The sequence below is a fragment of the Methylotenera sp. genome (genome assembly GCF_036401095.1).
Classification (GTDB): Bacteria; Pseudomonadota; Gammaproteobacteria; order Burkholderiales; family Methylophilaceae; genus Methylotenera.
Map to the genome: position 1 here is coordinate 1 of NZ_DASWWA010000015.1, position 18796 is coordinate 18796.

Below are 18796 nucleotides of genomic sequence, written 5' to 3' on the forward strand. Positions count from 1 at the left end.
CTTTTAAAAAACAGGGTGAGAAAATTTGCTAAAAAATATAAAGAAACTACGAGCCTTACTATTCCGAACATATCTAGATTAGAAATAGCATGCCAAGAAAAACTTCAAATCAAAACTAGGTCAATGACAATTTGGCTTTAACTACAAACAATTACCATATTGTTACCACTATTTGGCTTCATCATAATATCTCCACAATGAACTAAAAGAAGGCTGAAACCAATTAAGGTTTCAGCCTTCTTTGTTTAAATACAACAGCTGGATGAGTTTTACAGCTAGTCTTTAGTTGCCATTATCACAACTCAAAGCTATCTAGTGCGCTACTAGAGATTCTAGGCCTAAGCATTTACGGTCACTAAAACTAAGTGGTCATTTTTTTATGACGGTACCGGCCCCAAATAGATACACAACGCTTGAATTAAGGGGCTGGCTTTAGCCAGTCCCAAGGACAACCTGATCAGCATATTCAATAAGGTTACGTCCTTACAACTTTGCAGCACAAGCTTGGGGGACTAGAATAAGAAGTGAACTTTTTACGGGATCATACCTAACAGGGGGAGTCTCCAACCTTGTTATGACTACATACCCGGCAGGTGGGTCATATTTTTCCACACTATCATTGGGAACCCCCTGAAAAACAACTATATCTTTATCGACTTGTATCTTACGCTGATAGTCAAGATCTGGGCGCAAAGAATCTAAACTTGGAATTGAATGTAGCCCATGTCCAAAAGGTGCAATTTGATATTGCTGAAAAGGGCTTAAAACCGCTAAGAAAGCATCCATAGTATCATTATAATAATATTTAACCCCGCAGCCAGCCTTATCAATAGCAAGCATCACGCCTTGAAAACTAAGATAATATTCGAAAGTTTCTTTGGGCCACACCTGCTTGCCAAACTGACTGGGAAACTCTCCACTTACCGTATTAGATAATTGCAATGGAGTAGGCTCATAAATGATTTCATCAGGGGTTTTGTAACCAACACGAGCCAATAAACATATAACAAAAACAAAAAATAAAATATCGTCTAATTTTATTCTAGCTGCCAGTTGGTAGAGAATTATTGCACCAAAACCAACCCCAGTGGCTAGTCTAAACACTTCCGTTAAGTGCAGAGCGGAGCTAAGAAGCAATATAGAAAGCATTGATACTACAAAATAGTCCCAGCGTCTATAAAACGAGCCCATCCTAAAAAAAACTGCAAACAACGTGAAAACAGATGATGCAAGAACTAGGCAGAAAAAAATAATTCTTACGTTAAATCTGTAGGCCTCAAATAACAAACGCCTACCTAGATCAAACACAGCAAACAACAGTCCATTAGGTAGGAATATGCTTGAGTATATTTCTGGTAAGTCGAAAGCTGTGACTTTCCAATAGTGAAAATTTCCAGCTATCCATAGGTAAAAAAAGAAGCTGAATAATGGAATACAAAAACCAACCAAAAAAGTTACCAGCCCAGAACTCCGACCCCCGCTAGCCTCCACTTTAAGATGTCGATTAAGAAAGCTAATTACGATAACAATCGCAAAGATAGCAGGGAAAAGTCCCTCCCTGCAAAGCACAGCAATCGCGAATAGCAAGCCTGCATAGAATAAAGACATTTTGCTCGGTTTAGGGTCAAGCGCAAAGAACACACCATAGACAATAAATGGAAATGCAATATAATTCGACCACGGATAAATAGCGAGAGTATGAACCAAAACACATGTTACAAAGGAATACATTGCAAGTTTACGGCTATTACTTACTCTATAGCTAAGCTGATAAATTCCCAGCAAGCCTAGCGCATAGAGCATACTCGTTATTGCAATAACTGATTGCAAATTCTCGCCCATAAGCTTATAGCCTATCGCATGAATAACAGTTGTTAGAAATCCATACTGAATAAATATTTCTCGGTATGGGATTTTTCCGCTAGCAAGATCTTGTGCGTTGCTAAGCATTAAACCCCAGTGGTGAGGATCGAAGTTATATGTACCTCGCCAGACAGAAAATATACAGACTGCAGAAAGCAAAAATATCAGGAGAAAATACCTTAATATCATTTCGCTCCGTTCAAAAAAACCAACAAAAACCGTACTCAACCGGCTTACAGTCATACTCACGTCAACTTTCGAAAATAGTTATAAATCATAACGCCTAACACGTACCATAAAAGTGACCACCGATCAGCCCCTCAGATGTAGTCGCCCTTAAGACTTCTTACTATTGAATGTTATGCGAGACAGCAAAACATAAGAAAAGATTGCTAATGGTGGGGTTAATATTAGTTGCCCCCATATGGGACTGCTCTGCCATGGCTCTAACGCCTTCAGGCAGATTAGATTGGTTATGTATATCAAGACATATGACAACACAAAACGAGGGAAACGTTTCATTGCCATGTCCTGAAACGCATACCTCCCTAAAGTAACAAAATTGAACCCTATACCTGTTACGATCGCAATAATAAGAGCTAGCCAAGGCGGCGCTCCCATAAGAATGGAAGCAGCGTAAACAAGCCATCCGAATAGGGTGTTGAAGCCCCCCGCAATCAAGAAGCGAAGGAAGGTAGTTCTAGGCTTGAGTGTCATCATTTAGGACGATAGCCAAACGAAATCATGTTACCCACATTAAAGCTGAGCTTAGTGTCAGCAAGGCCTACGGCGTCAAGTCTTTTGATCATTTTCAGCTTCAACCCCAACCCGATCGGGAGTAACCGAATCCAGTAACGAAGCGAGTAGCAGTTCTTGAAGCTATTAACCTCAATCGACTCGAAGCCATTTCTCTGCAAAAGCTGCCTGATACTGACTGGAGAGAACAACTGCATATGTTCAATATCGATGATGGGTGAGCGCCTGCCCAGAAATCGGTTGATGGGGCTGCGATAATCGTGAGTGACTAAAGCAATTGCCCCCCCCGGCCTCAGTAACCGACTTGCTGCTGAGACGATTTCATGAGGGTTTGGGACATGCTCCAAAGTCATAAAGCAACAGATAAAATCAAAGCTTTCGTGCTGGAAGTCGGACTCTTTGAAGACTGCCTCACGAATCCAGGCTTGACGGTGCGCAGGAGCTGCTGCTATTGCAGCAGATGAAGGCTCTACACCAATAAGAGTACCAAAGCCTTTACTTTTGAGCGACTCAAGAAAAATTCCAGTGCCAGTGCCGATCTCCAGGGCTGCACCTTTATTTGTAAGCTTATTCAATACGGGCTGAACCGCACGTTCATAGGCCGCGGCAGCATCGTCAGCTTCTTGCGCACTGTCGAAATCAGCGACGTGGTAGGCGTGAGCCAGAATCGCTTGATCAGGAGGTTCGTTAGCGTAGACCAGATCACATGTTGGGCACTGTACGAGTTGATGGCACATGAACTCTGGCAGCTTGCGCGATGCAAAGCTGAATGCCGACATCTGAGTAGGGTCAATATTCTTTTTAAGGAATAGTTTGGCCTCGGACGATTGCGTATTGCAGATCGGACAAGAGCGAGAGCTTTTAATCAATATTATGGTCCTCAAATAACTATTATGTGTCAGCAGCAACTCACGTCAAGGAGGCCGCCGCCGGGACTCCTGCCTGGGAACGGGAAGTAACTTGCGAAAGGGGCGGACGGAGGTATTTTACAATCGTTCCTAACTGAAGGTAGATCGAACAACTTATCTTGAACAAAAGTAGGGGATTCGCAGCCGACTTTACCAAAACCGGCTGAAATGATTTCTGCGAACGTGAGCCACTAGAGCCCTTCTTTAAGGCCACTTTACATCCTTACCATCAGGCAATAGAGAGGTCGATTCGCCATTTCGAATAAGAGCAGATCGTATCAACCGTGGTCGCCTTTTCACCTCACTCATAATTTTAGCTACATACTCGCCCACTAGACCAACAGCGAAAATATTAAAAGAGCCAAACATCAGAACAGTGATGAGCAAAGTAGTAATGCCACGAGGTGCAATGTCCGGAACGAAGAGCCGCAAACCAGCAACCACTATCGCAGTTAGCGTGGAAAGTGCAAGTGTAACAACACCTACAGTAGTAAGAATGGTAAGTGGTGTATTACTAAAAGAGAAAATCCCCTTCTTTGCCCAATCAATGTTCTTGATAAAACTATTGGTTGTGACCCCAAAAACGCGTTCTGGGCGAACATAGTCTACTCCCGTCTGTTTGAACCCAACATACGCACGTAAGCCTCGCAAGAAAAGATCGCGCTCGGGGCAATTGAGCAGCCATCTAACTACCCTTTTGTCCATCAGCGAAAAATCACCGGCATCCAGTGGGATTTTTATATAGCTAAACATTGCGAATATACGATAAAAAAGCTTGTACATCAAACCCCAGTGCCAGGCCATATTTCGCTTGACCCTTCGCCCATAAACAACCTCAAAGCCACGTTCCCATTGCGCATAAAAGTCTTCAATAAGCTCTGGAGGATCTTGAAGATCACCGTCAAGCAGAACAACACTATCTTTAGTGGATAACTCCATACCACTGCGGAACGCCATCTGCGAGCCGAAGTTTCTCGAATGAGTAATTCCCACTACATGCGGGTCATTAGCGCTTAACTCTTCAATAACACTTGCACTATCATCCGGACTTCCATCATTAACAAAAATAATCTCATAATCAATTTTTAACTTATTAAATGTGTCTGTAAGACGCTTATGCATCACAGGAATCGCTTGAGCGTCCTTGTAACATGCTACGATTGCGGAAACACTACGCCTACGGTCACTATTACTCTTCTTCGTTGAAGCTAAAATTTGATTGTCTGACAGCTGCGAAACCCATTGTGCCATTAGCTGAATTCCGTCTCGAAGTTTTACTGTTGCACTCCAACCAAGACTTTCGCGAGCGGCACTTGGATTGGAGTACCACTCAGCAAGATCCCACGAGCGTCCTTCCATAGTGTCAAATCGAGGCTCCTCTTCGACATTGAACACAGCTTTCGCCACTTCAACCAGCTCTGAAATTGTAGTTTTTTCTCCGGTACCTATATTAAAACTTTCACCATATAGCCCAGGGTGCATTTTCGCAGCGGCCATAATGAACGCAGCACAGACATCATCAATATAAACAAAATCACGAGATGTAAGCGGGTGGACCAATGGAGGCAACTTGCCATTGAGAGCATGCCGAATGACATTAGGAATCAAGCGAGACGTGTCCTCCAAGGGACCATACACGGAATATAGCCGGAGATTTACACACGGAAAATTTCGCTGCTTACCGACATAAAAAAGATAATTAGAAATCGCAACTTTTGACACTGCATAGTGGCTATTTGGCTCACATAAAGCCGATTCCGACGGGCCTGAACAGTTAGTTCCATACTCAGAAGAACTCCCTGCATGAACATAGGCAGTAAAGGGGCGAGTCGCCAACAATTCAATAAAATTGATGATCGATTGAAAATTCGTTTGATAGACTAGATTAGCATCCTGCTCAAACGAGTAAGCACCGTAAGCAAGGCAATCAAAAACAGTCTGAGGTCCAATAGAGTTGATAAGATTCTTGATGGCTGAATAATTAGTCACATCGGCGGTAATGATTTTCTCATCATGAACATCTGCAAGTCGCCATCCTTTATGAGAACGCACAACGGCAAACACATCGTCCCGCACATCAGCAACCATTTTGAATAAATTAGCACCAACAAAGCCAGAGGCACCAGCAACTAGTATTGGCCCCTTTAATCCACGAATATAAGACTGTAAATTAACCATGAACACTCCTGTTCAGCGCAGAAAGCATGCTATCTACATCCAACTTGGACTGAAGTCTCATAAACCTCTGAGATCCGTAACGCCCAAAGTTATGTGCACGTGCATAAAGATGCACGAATGTTTGAGGTGAAACTCCCAAACCAGCCAAATAAAGCAAGAGGTCCGAGCCAAAGCCGCCATGGCGGACATGCTCTTCGGCAACACAAAGAACAGAGCTAGCGTTAATTTGATTGAGCAAGCTATCCGGTGGTGGCGTTAGATCAATTGGCAGTTCAGAAACGGCCCAAAGGTTCGGCCGAGACTCTATTGGAATGTGCAAAAATGCATCAATATAGGTTCCTGCCAACGGACCTACGGCTATTACAACCGCTCCTTTGCCATGAGTTAGCTGCCTCCATGGCGCATATAAAGGTACATTATAGCCCTTTGGGTGCTCCCCTCGTCCCATTCTGATATACGCTGGACGACTAGAGCCACCTGCCCTTTCTATTACAGCCCCCACATCTTCGTCAAAAACAGGTACATAGACGGACATGTTAGGTAGGGTTAGTAGCGAACCATAATCGTCAATTGCATGATGAGTGGGTCCCATCACGCCGTAACCATAGCCTCCACCATTGCCAATTAACTTCACTGGCAAATTGTGAAAGGCGATATCATTACGTATTTGCTCAAAAGGTCGAGCATAAATAAAGGGAGCGATACTGTATACCCACACCTCAAAATTTTGTTTAGCTAGCCCAGCAGCTACGGACACCATGTTTTGCTCAGCGATTCCTGCATTGATGAATCGCCCCCCCATCGCTGCCTGAATCGGCTCCAATGCCATAAAACCAAGATCGCCAGTGAGAAACACCATCTCGGGGTTACTAGATCTCGCTAATAATGAATCACAAAGTTGCATTCTCATACCTAGCAAAGCTCCTTTGTGGCAATAATGAATTGCTCTTCAGACAGAGGTAAGTAGTGAGAATCCATCCGATTTTCCATAAAGCTTATACCTCGACCCTTTATAGTTTTCAAAATTACAATCTTGAGGCCATTACACTCTTTTGACAGTGCAAAACGTATAGCACTTATATCATGACCATCGACGATCTGAATGTCCGCATCGAAGCCTTTAAATCTTTCCCATAGAGGAGACATTGAAGCGACCTCTTCTGGAGATCCAAACCCCTGCAAATTATTATGATCAATGAGGACAGTGAGGTTGGACAATTTGTGATGACAGGAGAATATTAAAGCTTCCCACATCGAGCCTTCCTGCCATTCACCATCCGACGTCAGGCAAATCACTTTGGCATCACTATTTTTTAACCTAAACCCCAGCGCTGTACCTGCCGCAAGCGATAGCCCATGACCCAAACTGCCTGTAGAGAATGGAATATCGGCAATTCCCTGAGCAGGAGGATGACCAGCCAGTAGAGTGTCATCTTTATGAAAAAGTGCCAACTGGCTTTCATCAAGACGACCAACACTCCATAGAGAGACATAAAGTGCCCCTGCCGAATGCCCTTTCGACAAAATGAATTTATCATTTTCCCCAAGGTATTCGTGAAAAACCAAAAGTATTGAGTCAAGTGCCGACAGATTACCGCCTATATGACCTACACCACTGTCAAAGTGCATTCTAATCAGTCGTTTACGAGCAGCAGTGAGCATTGCCGAGGTTAGTATCTTCATAATCTCGATGGTTATAAAATTTGGATTATAACTCAAGAGACAAGTAGATTCGCCCCTATTTACGTCATTGTGTATTTTCTGGATTAATTTGAAATTTGGGTTAAGGAAAATCAGTTCAAACCTCAAACCCTTTTTGTTCTTTTACATCTTTGCAAATGGGAAGTAAATAGTCACCTAGAAAAGCCGTGATTAACAAAGCGCCGACGCAGATATAAAGGACATTTATTAAAGTACGATTTTTATATTCCAGTGCCCATTTCCATCACCTTGGGCGCACCAAATAAACAAAGGCTTACAGTTTAACGACTGTAAGCCTTTTGTCTTTTATATCGCTCTTATCCAATCCCTGTAATCCACCAGTGTTAATAAGGTAGTCTCTATTAGAGCGTATGGCAACCAGGCAATAACACACTTACGAATGCAATTTATTAGTATCTACAATGTCTTAAGATATGAGGAGGTTTGAATGCGCTCGTTGCATTAGAACTTAACACTGCACTACTGTCTACGCTATTGCGTAGCAGTTCAGCTGCTCTTGAGGCGATGCTTAAGCGCAAGATAAAGATAGAAGATGCAGGAAAGCTAGCAACAAAGATAAATACCAATCCTAAGACTGGTATTTCAGACTAAGAAAGGCCTTCTAAGCTTTCTATCGTTTATCGAAAGGAGGCTGAAATGAGCAAAATTCTTTGTGTGCTCTATGACGATCCAATCTCGGGGTATCCAAAATCATACCCACGTGACGGAATACCTGATATCAAGACCTACCCTGGCGGGCAGACCTTACCTACTCCAGAAGCCATTGATTTCAAGCCGGGGCAGTTATTAGGCAGTGTCTCTGGTGAGCTCGGTTTACGTAAGTTTCTAGAATCACGCGGTCATCAATTTGTGGTTACTTCAGACAAAGACGGCACTGACTCGCAATTAGAGAAAGAGCTACCGGGCACCGATATTATTATTTCCCAACCTTTTTGGCCTGCCTACCTGACCGAAGATAGATTGGCCAATGCACCCAAATTAAAGTTAGCCATTACCGCAGGCATAGGCTCGGACCATATAGATTTACAAGCTGCCATCAGACATGGCGTCACCGTTGCAGAAGTGAGCTATAGCAACAGCATTAGCGTTTCTGAGCATGTGGTGATGATGATTCTAAGTTTGGTACGCAATTACATCCCTTCATATCAGTGGGTAGTGAGCGGTGGCTGGAACATTGCCGACTGCGTAACCCGTTCTTACGATTTAGAAGGCATGAATGTTGGCACGGTAGCAGCTGGTCGTATCGGTTTGGCCGTATTGAGGCGACTGAAACCATTTGATGTAAAACTGCATTACACAGACCGGCATCGGTTATCACCAGACATCGAGAAAGAGCTTCAACTCACCTTCCACCCCAATGTGGAGTCTATGGTGAATGTATGTGATGTGGTGACGGTTAATTGCCCACTACACCCAGAAACCGAGCATATGTTTGATGATACGTTGATTGCTAAGATGAAACGAGGCGCTTACATTGTGAATACTGCGCGCGGCAAAATATGCGACAAGGATGCGATAGCACGTGCATTAAAAAGCGGTCAACTGGCGGGCTATGCAGGTGATGTGTGGTTTCCACAACCAGCACCAAAAGATCACCCATGGCGTACTATGCCATATCATGGGATGACACCACACGTATCAGGCACCAGCCTTAGTGCACAAGCACGCTATGCCGCGGGTACGCGTGAAATTCTGGAATGCTGGTTTGAAGGTAGACCTATTCGTGAAGAGTATCTGATTGTAGATGGCGGCCATTTAGCTGGCGCAGGCGCACACTCTTATAGCACTGGCAACGCAACTAAGGGTTGGGAAGAAGCAACGCGGTACAGTAAAGCAGCGTGATAGAGCTAAGCTTGGCATTACTCTCTCTGGGTACTCCAGAGAGAGATGCGGATGTATTTGCAATCGCGTCAATCAGAACTTTGAAGTTTAAATCGGGTCTGAATTTAATTGGCGCGACTTATACATCTGTCGTGCGTCCAATGCAGTAATCGAAAAGTGGCGTGGCTGTGAGTTGTCATTGCTGTTGACAAGTGAAAGTGCAGGCCAGAAATGGCGTTGATAAAGCTACCGATAATTCAATGTAGCAATCAACAAAAGCAATTGTTAAATAGCATTAGATGACCAAGTTAATTGAGCTAAGTGTTGTTGCATCTCAATTAGTCAGGCTAAGCTAAATTCAACTGCAAATCACATAGGAGAACGCGATGAGACGTAGACTTTATTTCGTGTTACCAGATATTAAAAGCGCGCAAGTGATGATGAATGAATTGTTGCTGGCCCGCATTAACGCTAATCATATTCACTTTTTGGCTAGGTCAGACAAATCGTTGGAGAACCTTCCTGAAGCAAGCGTACTAGAAAGATCAGAGCTCGCTTTTTGCGCAAGTGTGGGCATGTTGCTGGGGGCTGTGCTAGGTGCCTTGGCTGGAGTGTTGGCCATTATGGTTCCATGGTGGTTTGGGCCGGTTTCTACGGCGATTATCCCCTACACCATGCTGATTGGCGCGGTGGCGAGTGCAATTTGGGCTGGCACTTTAGCGACTGGTGTCCCTAACCATAGACTAGAAGCATATAAACAACAAATTAATGCTGGAAAGGTGTTAATGATTGTTTCTGTACCACTACATAGGCTGATGGAGATTCGCGATATCTTGATTAAAAAACATCCAGAAGCCGTCTATGAAGGAACTTGGCCAACTGACCACGTATTGTTTCCTTAAGAGAGGATCAGTACCTAGTGATATCCTTAGCTAGTATGGCATACATCTAATGTGAGTGCCCACTTACTGTGTATGCGCACGTAAAGTGCGGAGTGGTTCTTGGCTACTGATGCTAAGCTAAGAGTGTGTATGACTTGGCCTGCAACTTTAAACAGCTACAGGCCAAAAGTGCTATATAGCCGTGCTTAACTTCAACCCGACTATACCGATAAAGATGAATGACAAACTTAGCAAGCGGCCTAAGTTTGCAGACTCATCAAATAACAATATGCCGAATATCGCTGTACCGATGGCTCCGATTCCCACCCAAACTGCATACGCAGTCCCTACAGGTAATGATTTCATTGCCATCCCTAGTAACCAAACGCTAAGTATCATTGCCAGTACAGTGCCTAATGTTGGCCACAGCCGCGTAAAACCTTCGGTATACTTCAAGCCGATTGCCCACACCACTTCTAACAGCCCTGCTGCAACAAGAATCGCCCAACTCATCTTAAAACACCTCACAAAAAATATTGGGTCGTCCCTAAATTAACTCAAATAAGTAAGGTCGTCCTCACCTATCGCATACAGCATTAAGTTTAGCACCAGAATCCAAATGTCAGCTTACTTTCAGCCTGCATCACAGCATTTTAATTACCAGCACCACAATGTACTGTAGATGCATATCAAGCGCTATTGCCTAGCTTTACTTGCATATAACGATGCAATGAACCAGGCAATCATGTATCTACAATTTGTGCAGTGGTCGATTAAATGCTTTTATCAATTCATACAATTATTGCATCATGCGACACTAAAATTTAATTTTTACTTATATAAATCAATTAAATAGGCATCTGGCATATTTACTGCTCTTAATTTAAGAATATTTAAAGCTAAGGCGCACCCTATACTATGCAGTTAACGAATACAGAAGTTGCTGAGAATACGGCACCACCAAAACTTTTGAATCAAACACAAGCTATATTGTTAGTTGTTATTTTCATTATGCTAACAGGCAACTTCGCCCTGTTTCACGGCATTGTGCACATATACCCGCTAACGGTTGCTAATGTTCCGTTTTTAACTTCATTGGCTTTATTCTTTAGCGCACTGACCGCAGTTTTCTTTTTATCCATTTGCCATGGAAAATTAACGCGCTGGATATTGGCATTGTTTGTCATTGTTGCATCACAAGCCGCTTATTATATGGACCACTTAGGTGTCATTATTGATACCGTGATGATTGATAACATCATGCAAACTAACACAAACGAGTTTGCCAGCTTAATCACTACCAGCTTAATCATCAGAACTTTAGTGTTAGGCATCATACCGGCATGGTTAATTGTTAAGTACTGCCCTTCTCCGACTAATTTCAAGGCAGAAATTAAATCCAGACTTAAAACCATCCTCTTTTGTTTAGCAGGCATTATTTTATTAGTAATGCCGTTCACCGCTGACTATAGCTCGTTTATACGTGAACATAAAATTGTCAGGTTCTACGCAAATCCTACCTATTCAGTGTATTCGGCCATTAAATACCTCACAGATCAATCAAAAATCGCAAGTCATACGGTTTTAAACAAAACTGCAGAAGATGCAGTTTTAATTGACCCAAGCACTAGCAAAAAAGAGCTCATCATCTTGGTCGTGGGTGAAACTGCCCGAGCAGACCGATTCTCACTAAACGGCTATCAACGAGAAACCAACCCATTACTTTCCAAACAAAACGTTGTAAGTTTTAGCAATGTCAGTTCATGTGGCACCTCTACCGGAGTCTCTGTGCCGTGCATGTTTTCATCTTTAGGACGGGATAAATACGATAAAGAGAAGGCCTTAGAACAGGAAAATCTTTTAGACGTGCTTAAGAAGAATGGCATCGAGGTGCTATGGCGTGACAATAACTCAGACTCTAAAGGCGTTGCCACCAGAGTTAAATATGAAGACTTTAAATCGCCAACGCTTAATCCAGTTTGCGAAGGTGAATGCAGAGATATAGGCATGTTGAGCGGTCTTGATAAGTATATTGAAGCGCACAAATCTCAAGACATGATGATTGTATTGCACCAAATGGGCAATCACGGGCCTGAGTACTACAGAAGATACCCAAAAGCATTTGAACGCTTTAAACCTGCCTGCCAAACCGGCGAACTGAGAGATTGCTCTAAACAGGAAATTGACAACGCCTATGACAATGCAATTTTATATACCGACTATTTCTTATCTGAGGTGATTAGTTTCCTCAAAAAATACGACAGCACACACGAAACAGCAATGCTTTACATTGCAGATCATGGTGAGTCTTTGGGTGAGCATGGCATCTACTTACATGCCGCTCCATACATGATAGCGCCTAAAGAACAAACACATGTGCCAGCGATTGTATGGACTGGGCAAAGCTTTGATTACCGGTTAGATGACATTAAATCGTATCAAAACCATGCACTGAGCCATGACGATTTGTTTTGTACTATACTGGCCTCGTATGAGCTAGATTCACACATATGCGCTGCCAAAAAAGGTATTTTCTCTAAAAATACAGTATTAAAATCAGCAGCTATCGCTAATAACCATGCAAACATGAAAGTAAATTAATTCACGATGGAACGCTGGGTTGCCTACGCCATTATCTCTATGCTGTTTGCAGGCTTTACCGCCGTCATTGCAAAACAGGGCTTAACTGGCATTTCTGCGGAGCTTGGTTTAACGCTTAGAACACTGTTTGTTTGTGCATTTATTATTTTGTTTGGCTTGCTTGCTGTCACACCCGCTGAAATCAAAAATCTGCAAAAACATCATTATATTTGGCTAGCGCTATCAGCTCTCACCACTGCCGGCTCTTGGATTTTTTATTACAAAGCACTAAAAATGGGGGATGTAGCAACTGTTGCCCTGATTGATAAAGGTAGCGTAGTAGTTACCGTGATATTGGCATGGCTGCTATTTAAAGAAGCCATCACTTTACGCATGATGATAGGTGCGATGTTAATTATTGCCGGCATCATCACCCTTGCAAAAAAATAATAGATACGCTGCCACCTAAGCTGAATAGCTCAATACTTAAACGCTAAATACCTCTTAATTTAGCTGGTTGCAAAGGGCAAGAGACTTAAAATCTCTTGCCCTTTTTGCTATGTAGTCAATCTAAAAATTAGCTCGTTAAAAAATCCTTATAAAACATAGATATGGAAAAATAGAATAAAAAATATCAATATATTGTGTTTTATATATTGAAACTACCCACTATGTTGCGTTATAGTGCTTGTACACGGTTCTTATTTTTCAGTCGAAAATTAAGATAATAGGGAATCCGGTGCGAAGTTTGACCTAGCGCAAACATCAATACCGGGGCTGCCCCCGCAACTGTAATCAGAGAGTTGTTTTGTATTTCTCGCCACTGAATTTTAGTTAATTAAAATTTGGGAAGGCTAGCAAAATGATGATGACCTGAAAGCCAGGAGACCTGCCGTAGACATTTTCACGCTGCACTTGCGTGAATACTTTTATAACGTTTGAGGCGGGGTGTCCTCGGCAGATGGGTAGACTCAATCTATCCGCCATGCTGGTCTTTGTTTGGCGTACTTTTCTATTGTAGAAGATGCTCGCCTATGAAGCGTACCTGCCCTTTATTAAAAAAGGGAAATCTAAATGGATGACATAAAACCATCTTCAAGTACTGACTCAGTACACTCTACACTATTGCCTATATTGCAGGTAATTCGCCGTAATGGTGCAGCCGTAACATTTAATTTAGACAAAATTGCTATCGCGATCACTAAAGCGTTCTTGGCGGTTGAAGGTAACCAAAGTGCCGCCTCACAGCGCGTACGTGACCAAGTGACCTCATTAAGCCAAGTCGTTAATAACGCCTTAATTCGTCGCTTACCTGCTGGCGGCTCTATCCATATTGAAGACATTCAAGATCAGGTTGAACTAGCCTTGATGCGTAGCGGCAACCATGACGTAGCACGTGCCTATGTACTTTACCGCGAGAAGCGCAATGCTGAGCGAGCCGCAGAAAAAGCGAGCCATACCGATACGGAACCTAACCATGCGCTTAATGTAAATATCGATGGCAAACTTATGCCACTTGATATTAAGCAACTCAACGCCATGGTAACAGAGGCTTGCGCAGGCTTAGGTGATGAAGTGTCGCCACAAATCGTGGTTGAGCAAGCGGTACGTGATTTATACGATGGCATTCCGTTCACAGAGGTTTACAAAGCTCTGATTTTATCTGCGCGCAGCTTGATTGAAACCGAACCTACTTATAACTATGTCACTGCACGTTTGCAGCTGGATTTAGTACGTGCTGAAGTGCTGGGCGAGCGTGTAAGCCATGCCGAGATGGACGCGCATTATGTAGAATACTTCCCACGTTATATCAAAATCGGCATAGCTGCAGATTTGCTAGACCCACGTTTAGCTCAGTTCGATTTAGATAAACTGGCCGCATCTTTGGTAAAAGAGCGCGATTTCCAATTCGGCTATCTAGGCATACAAACCTTGTATGACCGCTACTTCTTGCATATAGAAGAGCGTCGTATCGAGTTGCCGCAAATTTTCTTTATGCGCGTGGCGATGGGTTTGGCGATTAACGAAATTGACCGAGAAGCACGTGCAATCGAGTTCTATAACGTATTAAGCACGTTTGACTTTATGAGCTCAACGCCGACTCTGTTTAACTCTGGCACACTGCATTCACAGCTTTCTTCTTGCTACCTCACTACCGTGAGCGACGACTTAGATGGTATCTATCAAGGCATTAAAGAAAATGCGCTCTTGCAAAAATACGCGGGTGGTTTGGGTAACGACTGGACGCCAGTACGCTCATTAGGCGCACGCATCAAAGGCACGAACGGCAAGAGCCAGGGTGTGATTCCATTCTTGAAAGTGGTGAATGATACTGCGGTAGCGGTAAACCAAGGCGGTAAACGTAAGGGTGCAGTATGTGGTTATTTAGAAACCTGGCACTTGGATATTGAAGAGTTTTTAGATTTACGTAAAAACACCGGTGATGACCGCCGTCGTACGCATGACATGAATACCGCGCACTGGATTCCAGACTTGTTTATGCGCCGTGTGACAGAGCAGGGCGATTGGACGTTGTTCTCACCATCCGATGTGCCAGATTTGCATGACAAATACGGTAAGGCTTTCGAGTCCGCTTATGTGGAGTATGAGCGCCGTGCTGATACCGGCGAAATCAAGCTATTCAAGCGTGTACCGGCAGTACAGATGTGGCGCAAGATGCTTTCCATGTTGTTTGAAACAGGCCATCCATGGATCACTTTTAAAGACCCATGCAACATTCGTTCACCACAGCAACACGTGGGTGTAGTACATAGCTCTAATTTGTGTACAGAAATCACGTTGAATACTTCGGATACGGAAATTGCGGTATGTAATTTGGGGTCAGTGAACTTATTGCAGCATTTAACAGAAGTAAACGGAAATTTAGTGCTAGATAACGACAAGCTGCAAGCGACGATTAAAGTCGGCATGCGCATGTTGGACAACGTGGTCGATATCAACTTCTATCCGGTAGGTAAAGCGCGCAACTCGAATACGCGCCATCGCCCAGTGGGTATGGGCATCATGGGCTTCCAAAACTGCTTGCATGCGATGCGCATTCCTTATGCAAGTATGGAAGCAGTAGAGTTCGCTGACCGTGCAATGGAAATGGTGTGCTACAACGCTTATTGGGCTTCAACCGTGTTGGCAGAAGAGCGTGGACCATACCCCAGCTTTAAAGGCAGCTTGTGGGATCAAGGCATTCTGCCGCTAGATACATTAAACCTGCTGGAAAAAGAACGCGGCGGCAATGTAGAAGTAGACCGCAGCAAAACACTGGATTGGGATGCTCTACGCAACCGCATCCTAAAAGTCGGTATGCGTAATTCTAACTGCGTAGCCATTGCGCCAACTGCGACAATCTCTAACATCGTGGGCGTATCTGCCAGCATTGAGCCTGAATACCAAAACCTGTATGTGAAATCTAATTTATCAGGTGAATTCACGATTGTGAACGAGCAATTAGTGAATGACCTGAAAGCACGCGACCTGTGGGACAGCGTGATGATTTCAGACCTCAAGTATTTTGATGGCTCATTGGCACCAATCGAGCGCGTACCGGCAGACTTGAAGCAACTGTATGCCACTGCGTTTGATGTAGACCCAACCTGGCTGATTGAAGCGGCAGCACGTCGCCAGAAGTGGATAGACCAGGCGCAATCTCTCAACCTGTACTTTGCAGTGCCATCGGGAAAAAAGCTCAACGACACCTATCTATTGGCTTGGCAGCGCGGCCTTAAAACCACGTATTACTTGCGTTCATTAGGTGCAACAGCTGCTGAGAAGTCGACTGGTAGTGGTGGTGAGTTGAATGCGGTTGCATCACATGTACCGGAAGCGGCACCCAAAATGTGCTCGATAGACAACCCGGATTGCGAATCCTGCCAGTAAGCAAGCGTATGTGAGCCATCACTTGCTATGTTACAACAATGCTCAAAGACTGTGCCGTACTTATTGTACTGTCTTGCCTTTTTCGCTTGTTGTGCCTCGCATTGGATGGCTCTCGCCAGCTTGCTTGTCCAAAATGAAGAATTAAGGAAAAAACATGCTTTCATTTGAAGATGAAGTTTATACAGAACCAGCTGCACCAAAATTGGCACCAATGCCAACATCAAATACAGCAACAGCCGCACCCCCACCAGTAGCCGCTAACCAGCCATATATCTCAGGCCGTGTAAATGCCTCAGATAAACGCATGATTAACGGCCAAACCGATGTCAATCAACTGGTGCCGCTCAAGTACCACTGGGCGTGGGATAAGTATCTGGCAGGTTGCGCAAACCACTGGATGCCGCAAGAAGTTTCCATGAGCCGCGATATCGCACAGTGGAAAGACAGCACAGCACTTAGTGATGATGAACGTTTAATCGTGAAACGTAACCTGGGATTTTTTACCACCGCCGACTCACTCGCCGCAAACAACATTGTGCTTGGCACTTATCGCCACATTACCGCACCAGAGGCACGCCAGTACCTGCTGCGCCAAGGTTTTGAGGAGGCAATCCATACCCATGCTTATCAATATATTGTAGAGAGCTTAGGCTTAGACGAAAGCGAAGTATTCAATGCTTATCAGGAAGTAGCAAGCATTAAAGACAAAGATGATTTTCTGATCCCATTCATCAACACCTTGACTGACCCTGCTTTCAAAACCGGCACACCGGAAGCTGATCAGCAATTACTGCGTTCACTTATCGTGTTTGCGTGCATCATGGAAGGTTTGTTCTTCTACGTAGGTTTTGTGCAGATTCTGGCATTAGGTCGCCAGAACAAAATGCAAGGCGCGGCAGAGCAGTATCAGTACATTTTGCGTGATGAATCCATGCATTGCAATTTCGGAATCGACGTCATCAACACCATCAAATTGGAGAATCCACATTTGTGGACGGCTGAATTCCGCGAAGAAATTAAAGGCTTAATTCAACATGGTGTGGAACTTGAGTACCGCTATGCGGAAGCCACCATGCCACGCGGTGTGCTGGGTTTGAATGCAACGATGTTTAAAGAGTATTTGCGCTTTATTGCCAACCGCCGTTGCCAGCAAATTGGCTTAGATGTGCTGTACCCGGGCGCAACCAATCCATTCCCTTGGATGAGTGAAATGATCGACTTAAAGAAAGAGAAAAACTTTTTTGAAACTCGTGTCACTGAGTACCAAACAGGCGGCGCATTAAGCTGGGACTAAGCTAGGAGATAACAAGCAGAAATAGCATCAACGGCTATTTCTGCTTGTACTTAATGAGTTGCGCCTTTTGCTTTTAGTAGCTCTACTATTTTGGTATTACCTGCATCCTCTGCTAGAGCTAAAGCAGATTTACCGTTTTTACCGCGCGCTAATACATCAGCACCACGCTCGATGAGTAGCTCTGCCACTTCAAATTGACCAGATGTCAGGCTAAGCAATAGAGGCGTAAAACCAAGGCTATCCCTATCGTTGATAAAAGCCCCTCTTTTAATCAACATTTCTGCAATCGCTTTATAACCTGGCTGTTGTTGACCACATACAAGTAAAAGCGGGGTCATGGTCTTACGGTCGTAGGCATTTACATCCGCACCCTTTTTAATCAATATACTCGCAATCACCGTGTAGCCTTTTTTTAGCGCGACCAACAGTGCTGGCGTACCATCTGCATCTGAAATGTGTATATTGAAATTACTACGAACAAACAGATCAACCACCGCCTGATTACCGGCATGAATCGCCTGCAGTAACTGCTCTTCATTGCGCGGAATGCCCAACCGCTCTAACTCTTTGATGGCACTGTCTATACCTTCAGCCTCACGAATGTGCTGAGACTGCCGCACTTGCCGTAGCCTGATAATATCTTCCATCACATCTTTTGGAAAACCCTGACGCCCGCCACGTGAGTCAATAATCAACTCACTGAAATAATCATGGATTTGTGGTGTAGACCATAACTTCTCAATGCGTATCAAAATACGATCAAATTTATCCTCAAGCGCGTAGGGGTAATTCTCGCCGAGGTATTCAAAAAAAGGATGTTTAACAGACATAACGAATATAGTAACTTAATCTAGCTATTTAATTGAATGAGTTATTAATGACCACCAATAACTCACTAAAAT

General features: G+C 43.8%; 14 protein-coding genes and 1 riboswitch. Of the genes, 6 read left to right on the plus strand and 8 right to left on the minus strand.

Features of this window, described 5'->3' with window-relative positions; genetic code table 11:
- Positions 1-483: 483 nt before the first annotated feature.
- The 6 genes from VGD82_RS08615 to VGD82_RS08635 form a co-directional block, all read right to left on the minus strand.
- On the minus strand, positions 484-2106 hold the full coding sequence (locus tag VGD82_RS08615) for a hypothetical protein (protein WP_331020009.1): 1623 nt from the start codon (positions 2104-2106) through the stop codon (positions 484-486).
- A 93-nt stretch (positions 2107-2199) separates the two neighbouring features.
- Entirely contained in the window at positions 2200-2583 is a 384-nt protein-coding gene (locus tag VGD82_RS13040; protein ID WP_414684489.1) for a GtrA family protein, read from the minus strand.
- Positions 2580-3488 carry a class I SAM-dependent methyltransferase gene (locus tag VGD82_RS08620; RefSeq protein WP_331020010.1) on the minus strand — a complete coding sequence of 303 codons (909 nt, stop codon included), beginning with the start codon at positions 3486-3488 and terminating at the stop codon, positions 2580-2582. The genes VGD82_RS13040 and VGD82_RS08620 overlap by 4 nt, the downstream gene beginning before the upstream one ends.
- Positions 3489-3731: 243 nt before the next feature.
- On the minus strand, positions 3732-5705 hold the full coding sequence (locus VGD82_RS08625) for an NAD-dependent epimerase/dehydratase family protein (protein ID WP_331020011.1): 1974 nt from the start codon (positions 5703-5705) through the stop codon (positions 3732-3734).
- The gene (locus VGD82_RS08630) at positions 5698-6615 is read right to left on the minus strand and encodes a hypothetical protein (RefSeq protein ID WP_331020012.1); all 918 of its coding nucleotides are present in this window, start codon (positions 6613-6615) and stop codon (positions 5698-5700) included. The genes VGD82_RS08625 and VGD82_RS08630 overlap by 8 nt, the downstream gene beginning before the upstream one ends.
- A 2-nt stretch (positions 6616-6617) precedes the next feature.
- The gene (locus tag VGD82_RS08635; RefSeq protein ID WP_331020013.1) at positions 6618-7388 is read right to left on the minus strand and encodes a 1-deoxy-D-xylulose-5-phosphate synthase N-terminal domain-containing protein; all 771 of its coding nucleotides are present in this window, start codon (positions 7386-7388) and stop codon (positions 6618-6620) included.
- Positions 7389-8063: 675 nt separating this feature from the next.
- Between VGD82_RS08635 and VGD82_RS08640 the strand changes: the two genes are divergently transcribed.
- Positions 8064-9269 carry an NAD-dependent formate dehydrogenase gene (locus VGD82_RS08640; protein WP_331020014.1) on the plus strand — a complete coding sequence of 402 codons (1206 nt, stop codon included), beginning with the start codon at positions 8064-8066 and terminating at the stop codon, positions 9267-9269.
- A gap of 365 nt (positions 9270-9634) precedes the next feature.
- Positions 9635-10150, plus strand: a complete 516-nt coding sequence (locus VGD82_RS08645; RefSeq protein WP_331020015.1) for a hypothetical protein — start codon at positions 9635-9637, stop codon at positions 10148-10150.
- Between the two features lie 171 nt (positions 10151-10321).
- Here the strand turns inward: VGD82_RS08645 and sugE are convergent, their stop codons facing one another.
- Positions 10322-10642: a quaternary ammonium compound efflux SMR transporter SugE gene (gene sugE, locus VGD82_RS08650; RefSeq protein ID WP_331020016.1), complete on the minus strand. Its 321-nt coding sequence runs from the start codon at positions 10640-10642 to the stop codon at positions 10322-10324.
- Between the two features lie 405 nt (positions 10643-11047).
- Between sugE and VGD82_RS08655 the strand changes: the two genes are divergently transcribed.
- The 4 genes from VGD82_RS08655 (at position 11048) to VGD82_RS08670 (ending at position 17894) form a co-directional block, all read left to right on the plus strand.
- Entirely contained in the window at positions 11048-12730 is a 1683-nt protein-coding gene (locus VGD82_RS08655; protein ID WP_331020017.1) for a phosphoethanolamine--lipid A transferase, read from the plus strand.
- A 6-nt stretch (positions 12731-12736) separates the two neighbouring features.
- Positions 12737-13159, plus strand: coding sequence for an EamA family transporter (locus tag VGD82_RS08660; RefSeq protein ID WP_331020018.1), 423 nt, complete (start codon positions 12737-12739; stop codon positions 13157-13159).
- Between the two features lie 228 nt (positions 13160-13387).
- A riboswitch (cobalamin riboswitch) is annotated at positions 13388-13620 on the plus strand.
- Between the two features lie 163 nt (positions 13621-13783).
- The gene (locus tag VGD82_RS08665) at positions 13784-16600 is read left to right on the plus strand and encodes a ribonucleoside-diphosphate reductase subunit alpha (RefSeq protein ID WP_331020019.1); all 2817 of its coding nucleotides are present in this window, start codon (positions 13784-13786) and stop codon (positions 16598-16600) included.
- 154 nt (positions 16601-16754) lie between these two features.
- Complete coding sequence (locus VGD82_RS08670) at positions 16755-17894, plus strand: ribonucleotide-diphosphate reductase subunit beta (protein WP_331020020.1); 1140 nt, start codon at positions 16755-16757, stop codon at positions 17892-17894.
- 50 nt (positions 17895-17944) lie between these two features.
- On the opposite strand, the gene VGD82_RS08675 is transcribed toward VGD82_RS08670, so the two are convergent.
- On the minus strand, positions 17945-18724 hold the full coding sequence (locus tag VGD82_RS08675; RefSeq protein WP_331020021.1) for an ankyrin repeat domain-containing protein: 780 nt from the start codon (positions 18722-18724) through the stop codon (positions 17945-17947).
- Positions 18725-18796 lie beyond the last annotated feature (72 nt).

Bases quoted from the DNA above. Each gene is read 5' to 3' on its own strand.
- VGD82_RS08655 (WP_331020017.1), top strand. From the start codon at position 11,048: ATGCAGTTAACGAATACAGAAGTTGCTGAGAATACGGCACCACCAAAA.
- VGD82_RS08665 (WP_331020019.1), top strand. From the start codon at position 13,784: ATGGATGACATAAAACCATCTTCAAGTACTGACTCAGTACACTCTACA.
- VGD82_RS08630 (WP_331020012.1), bottom strand. From the start codon at position 6,615: ATGAGAATGCAACTTTGTGATTCATTATTAGCGAGATCTAGTAACCCC.
- sugE (WP_331020016.1), bottom strand. From the start codon at position 10,642: ATGAGTTGGGCGATTCTTGTTGCAGCAGGGCTGTTAGAAGTGGTGTGG.
- VGD82_RS08635 (WP_331020013.1), bottom strand. From the start codon at position 7,388: ATGAAGATACTAACCTCGGCAATGCTCACTGCTGCTCGTAAACGACTG.
- VGD82_RS08645 (WP_331020015.1), top strand. From the start codon at position 9,635: ATGAGACGTAGACTTTATTTCGTGTTACCAGATATTAAAAGCGCGCAA.
- VGD82_RS08615 (WP_331020009.1), bottom strand. From the start codon at position 2,106: ATGACTGTAAGCCGGTTGAGTACGGTTTTTGTTGGTTTTTTTGAACGG.
- VGD82_RS08660 (WP_331020018.1), top strand. From the start codon at position 12,737: ATGGAACGCTGGGTTGCCTACGCCATTATCTCTATGCTGTTTGCAGGC.
- VGD82_RS08640 (WP_331020014.1), top strand. From the start codon at position 8,064: ATGAGCAAAATTCTTTGTGTGCTCTATGACGATCCAATCTCGGGGTAT.
- VGD82_RS08625 (WP_331020011.1), bottom strand. From the start codon at position 5,705: ATGGTTAATTTACAGTCTTATATTCGTGGATTAAAGGGGCCAATACTA.
- VGD82_RS08675 (WP_331020021.1), bottom strand. From the start codon at position 18,724: ATGTCTGTTAAACATCCTTTTTTTGAATACCTCGGCGAGAATTACCCC.
- VGD82_RS13040 (WP_414684489.1), bottom strand. From the start codon at position 2,583: ATGATGACACTCAAGCCTAGAACTACCTTCCTTCGCTTCTTGATTGCG.
- VGD82_RS08670 (WP_331020020.1), top strand. From the start codon at position 16,755: ATGCTTTCATTTGAAGATGAAGTTTATACAGAACCAGCTGCACCAAAA.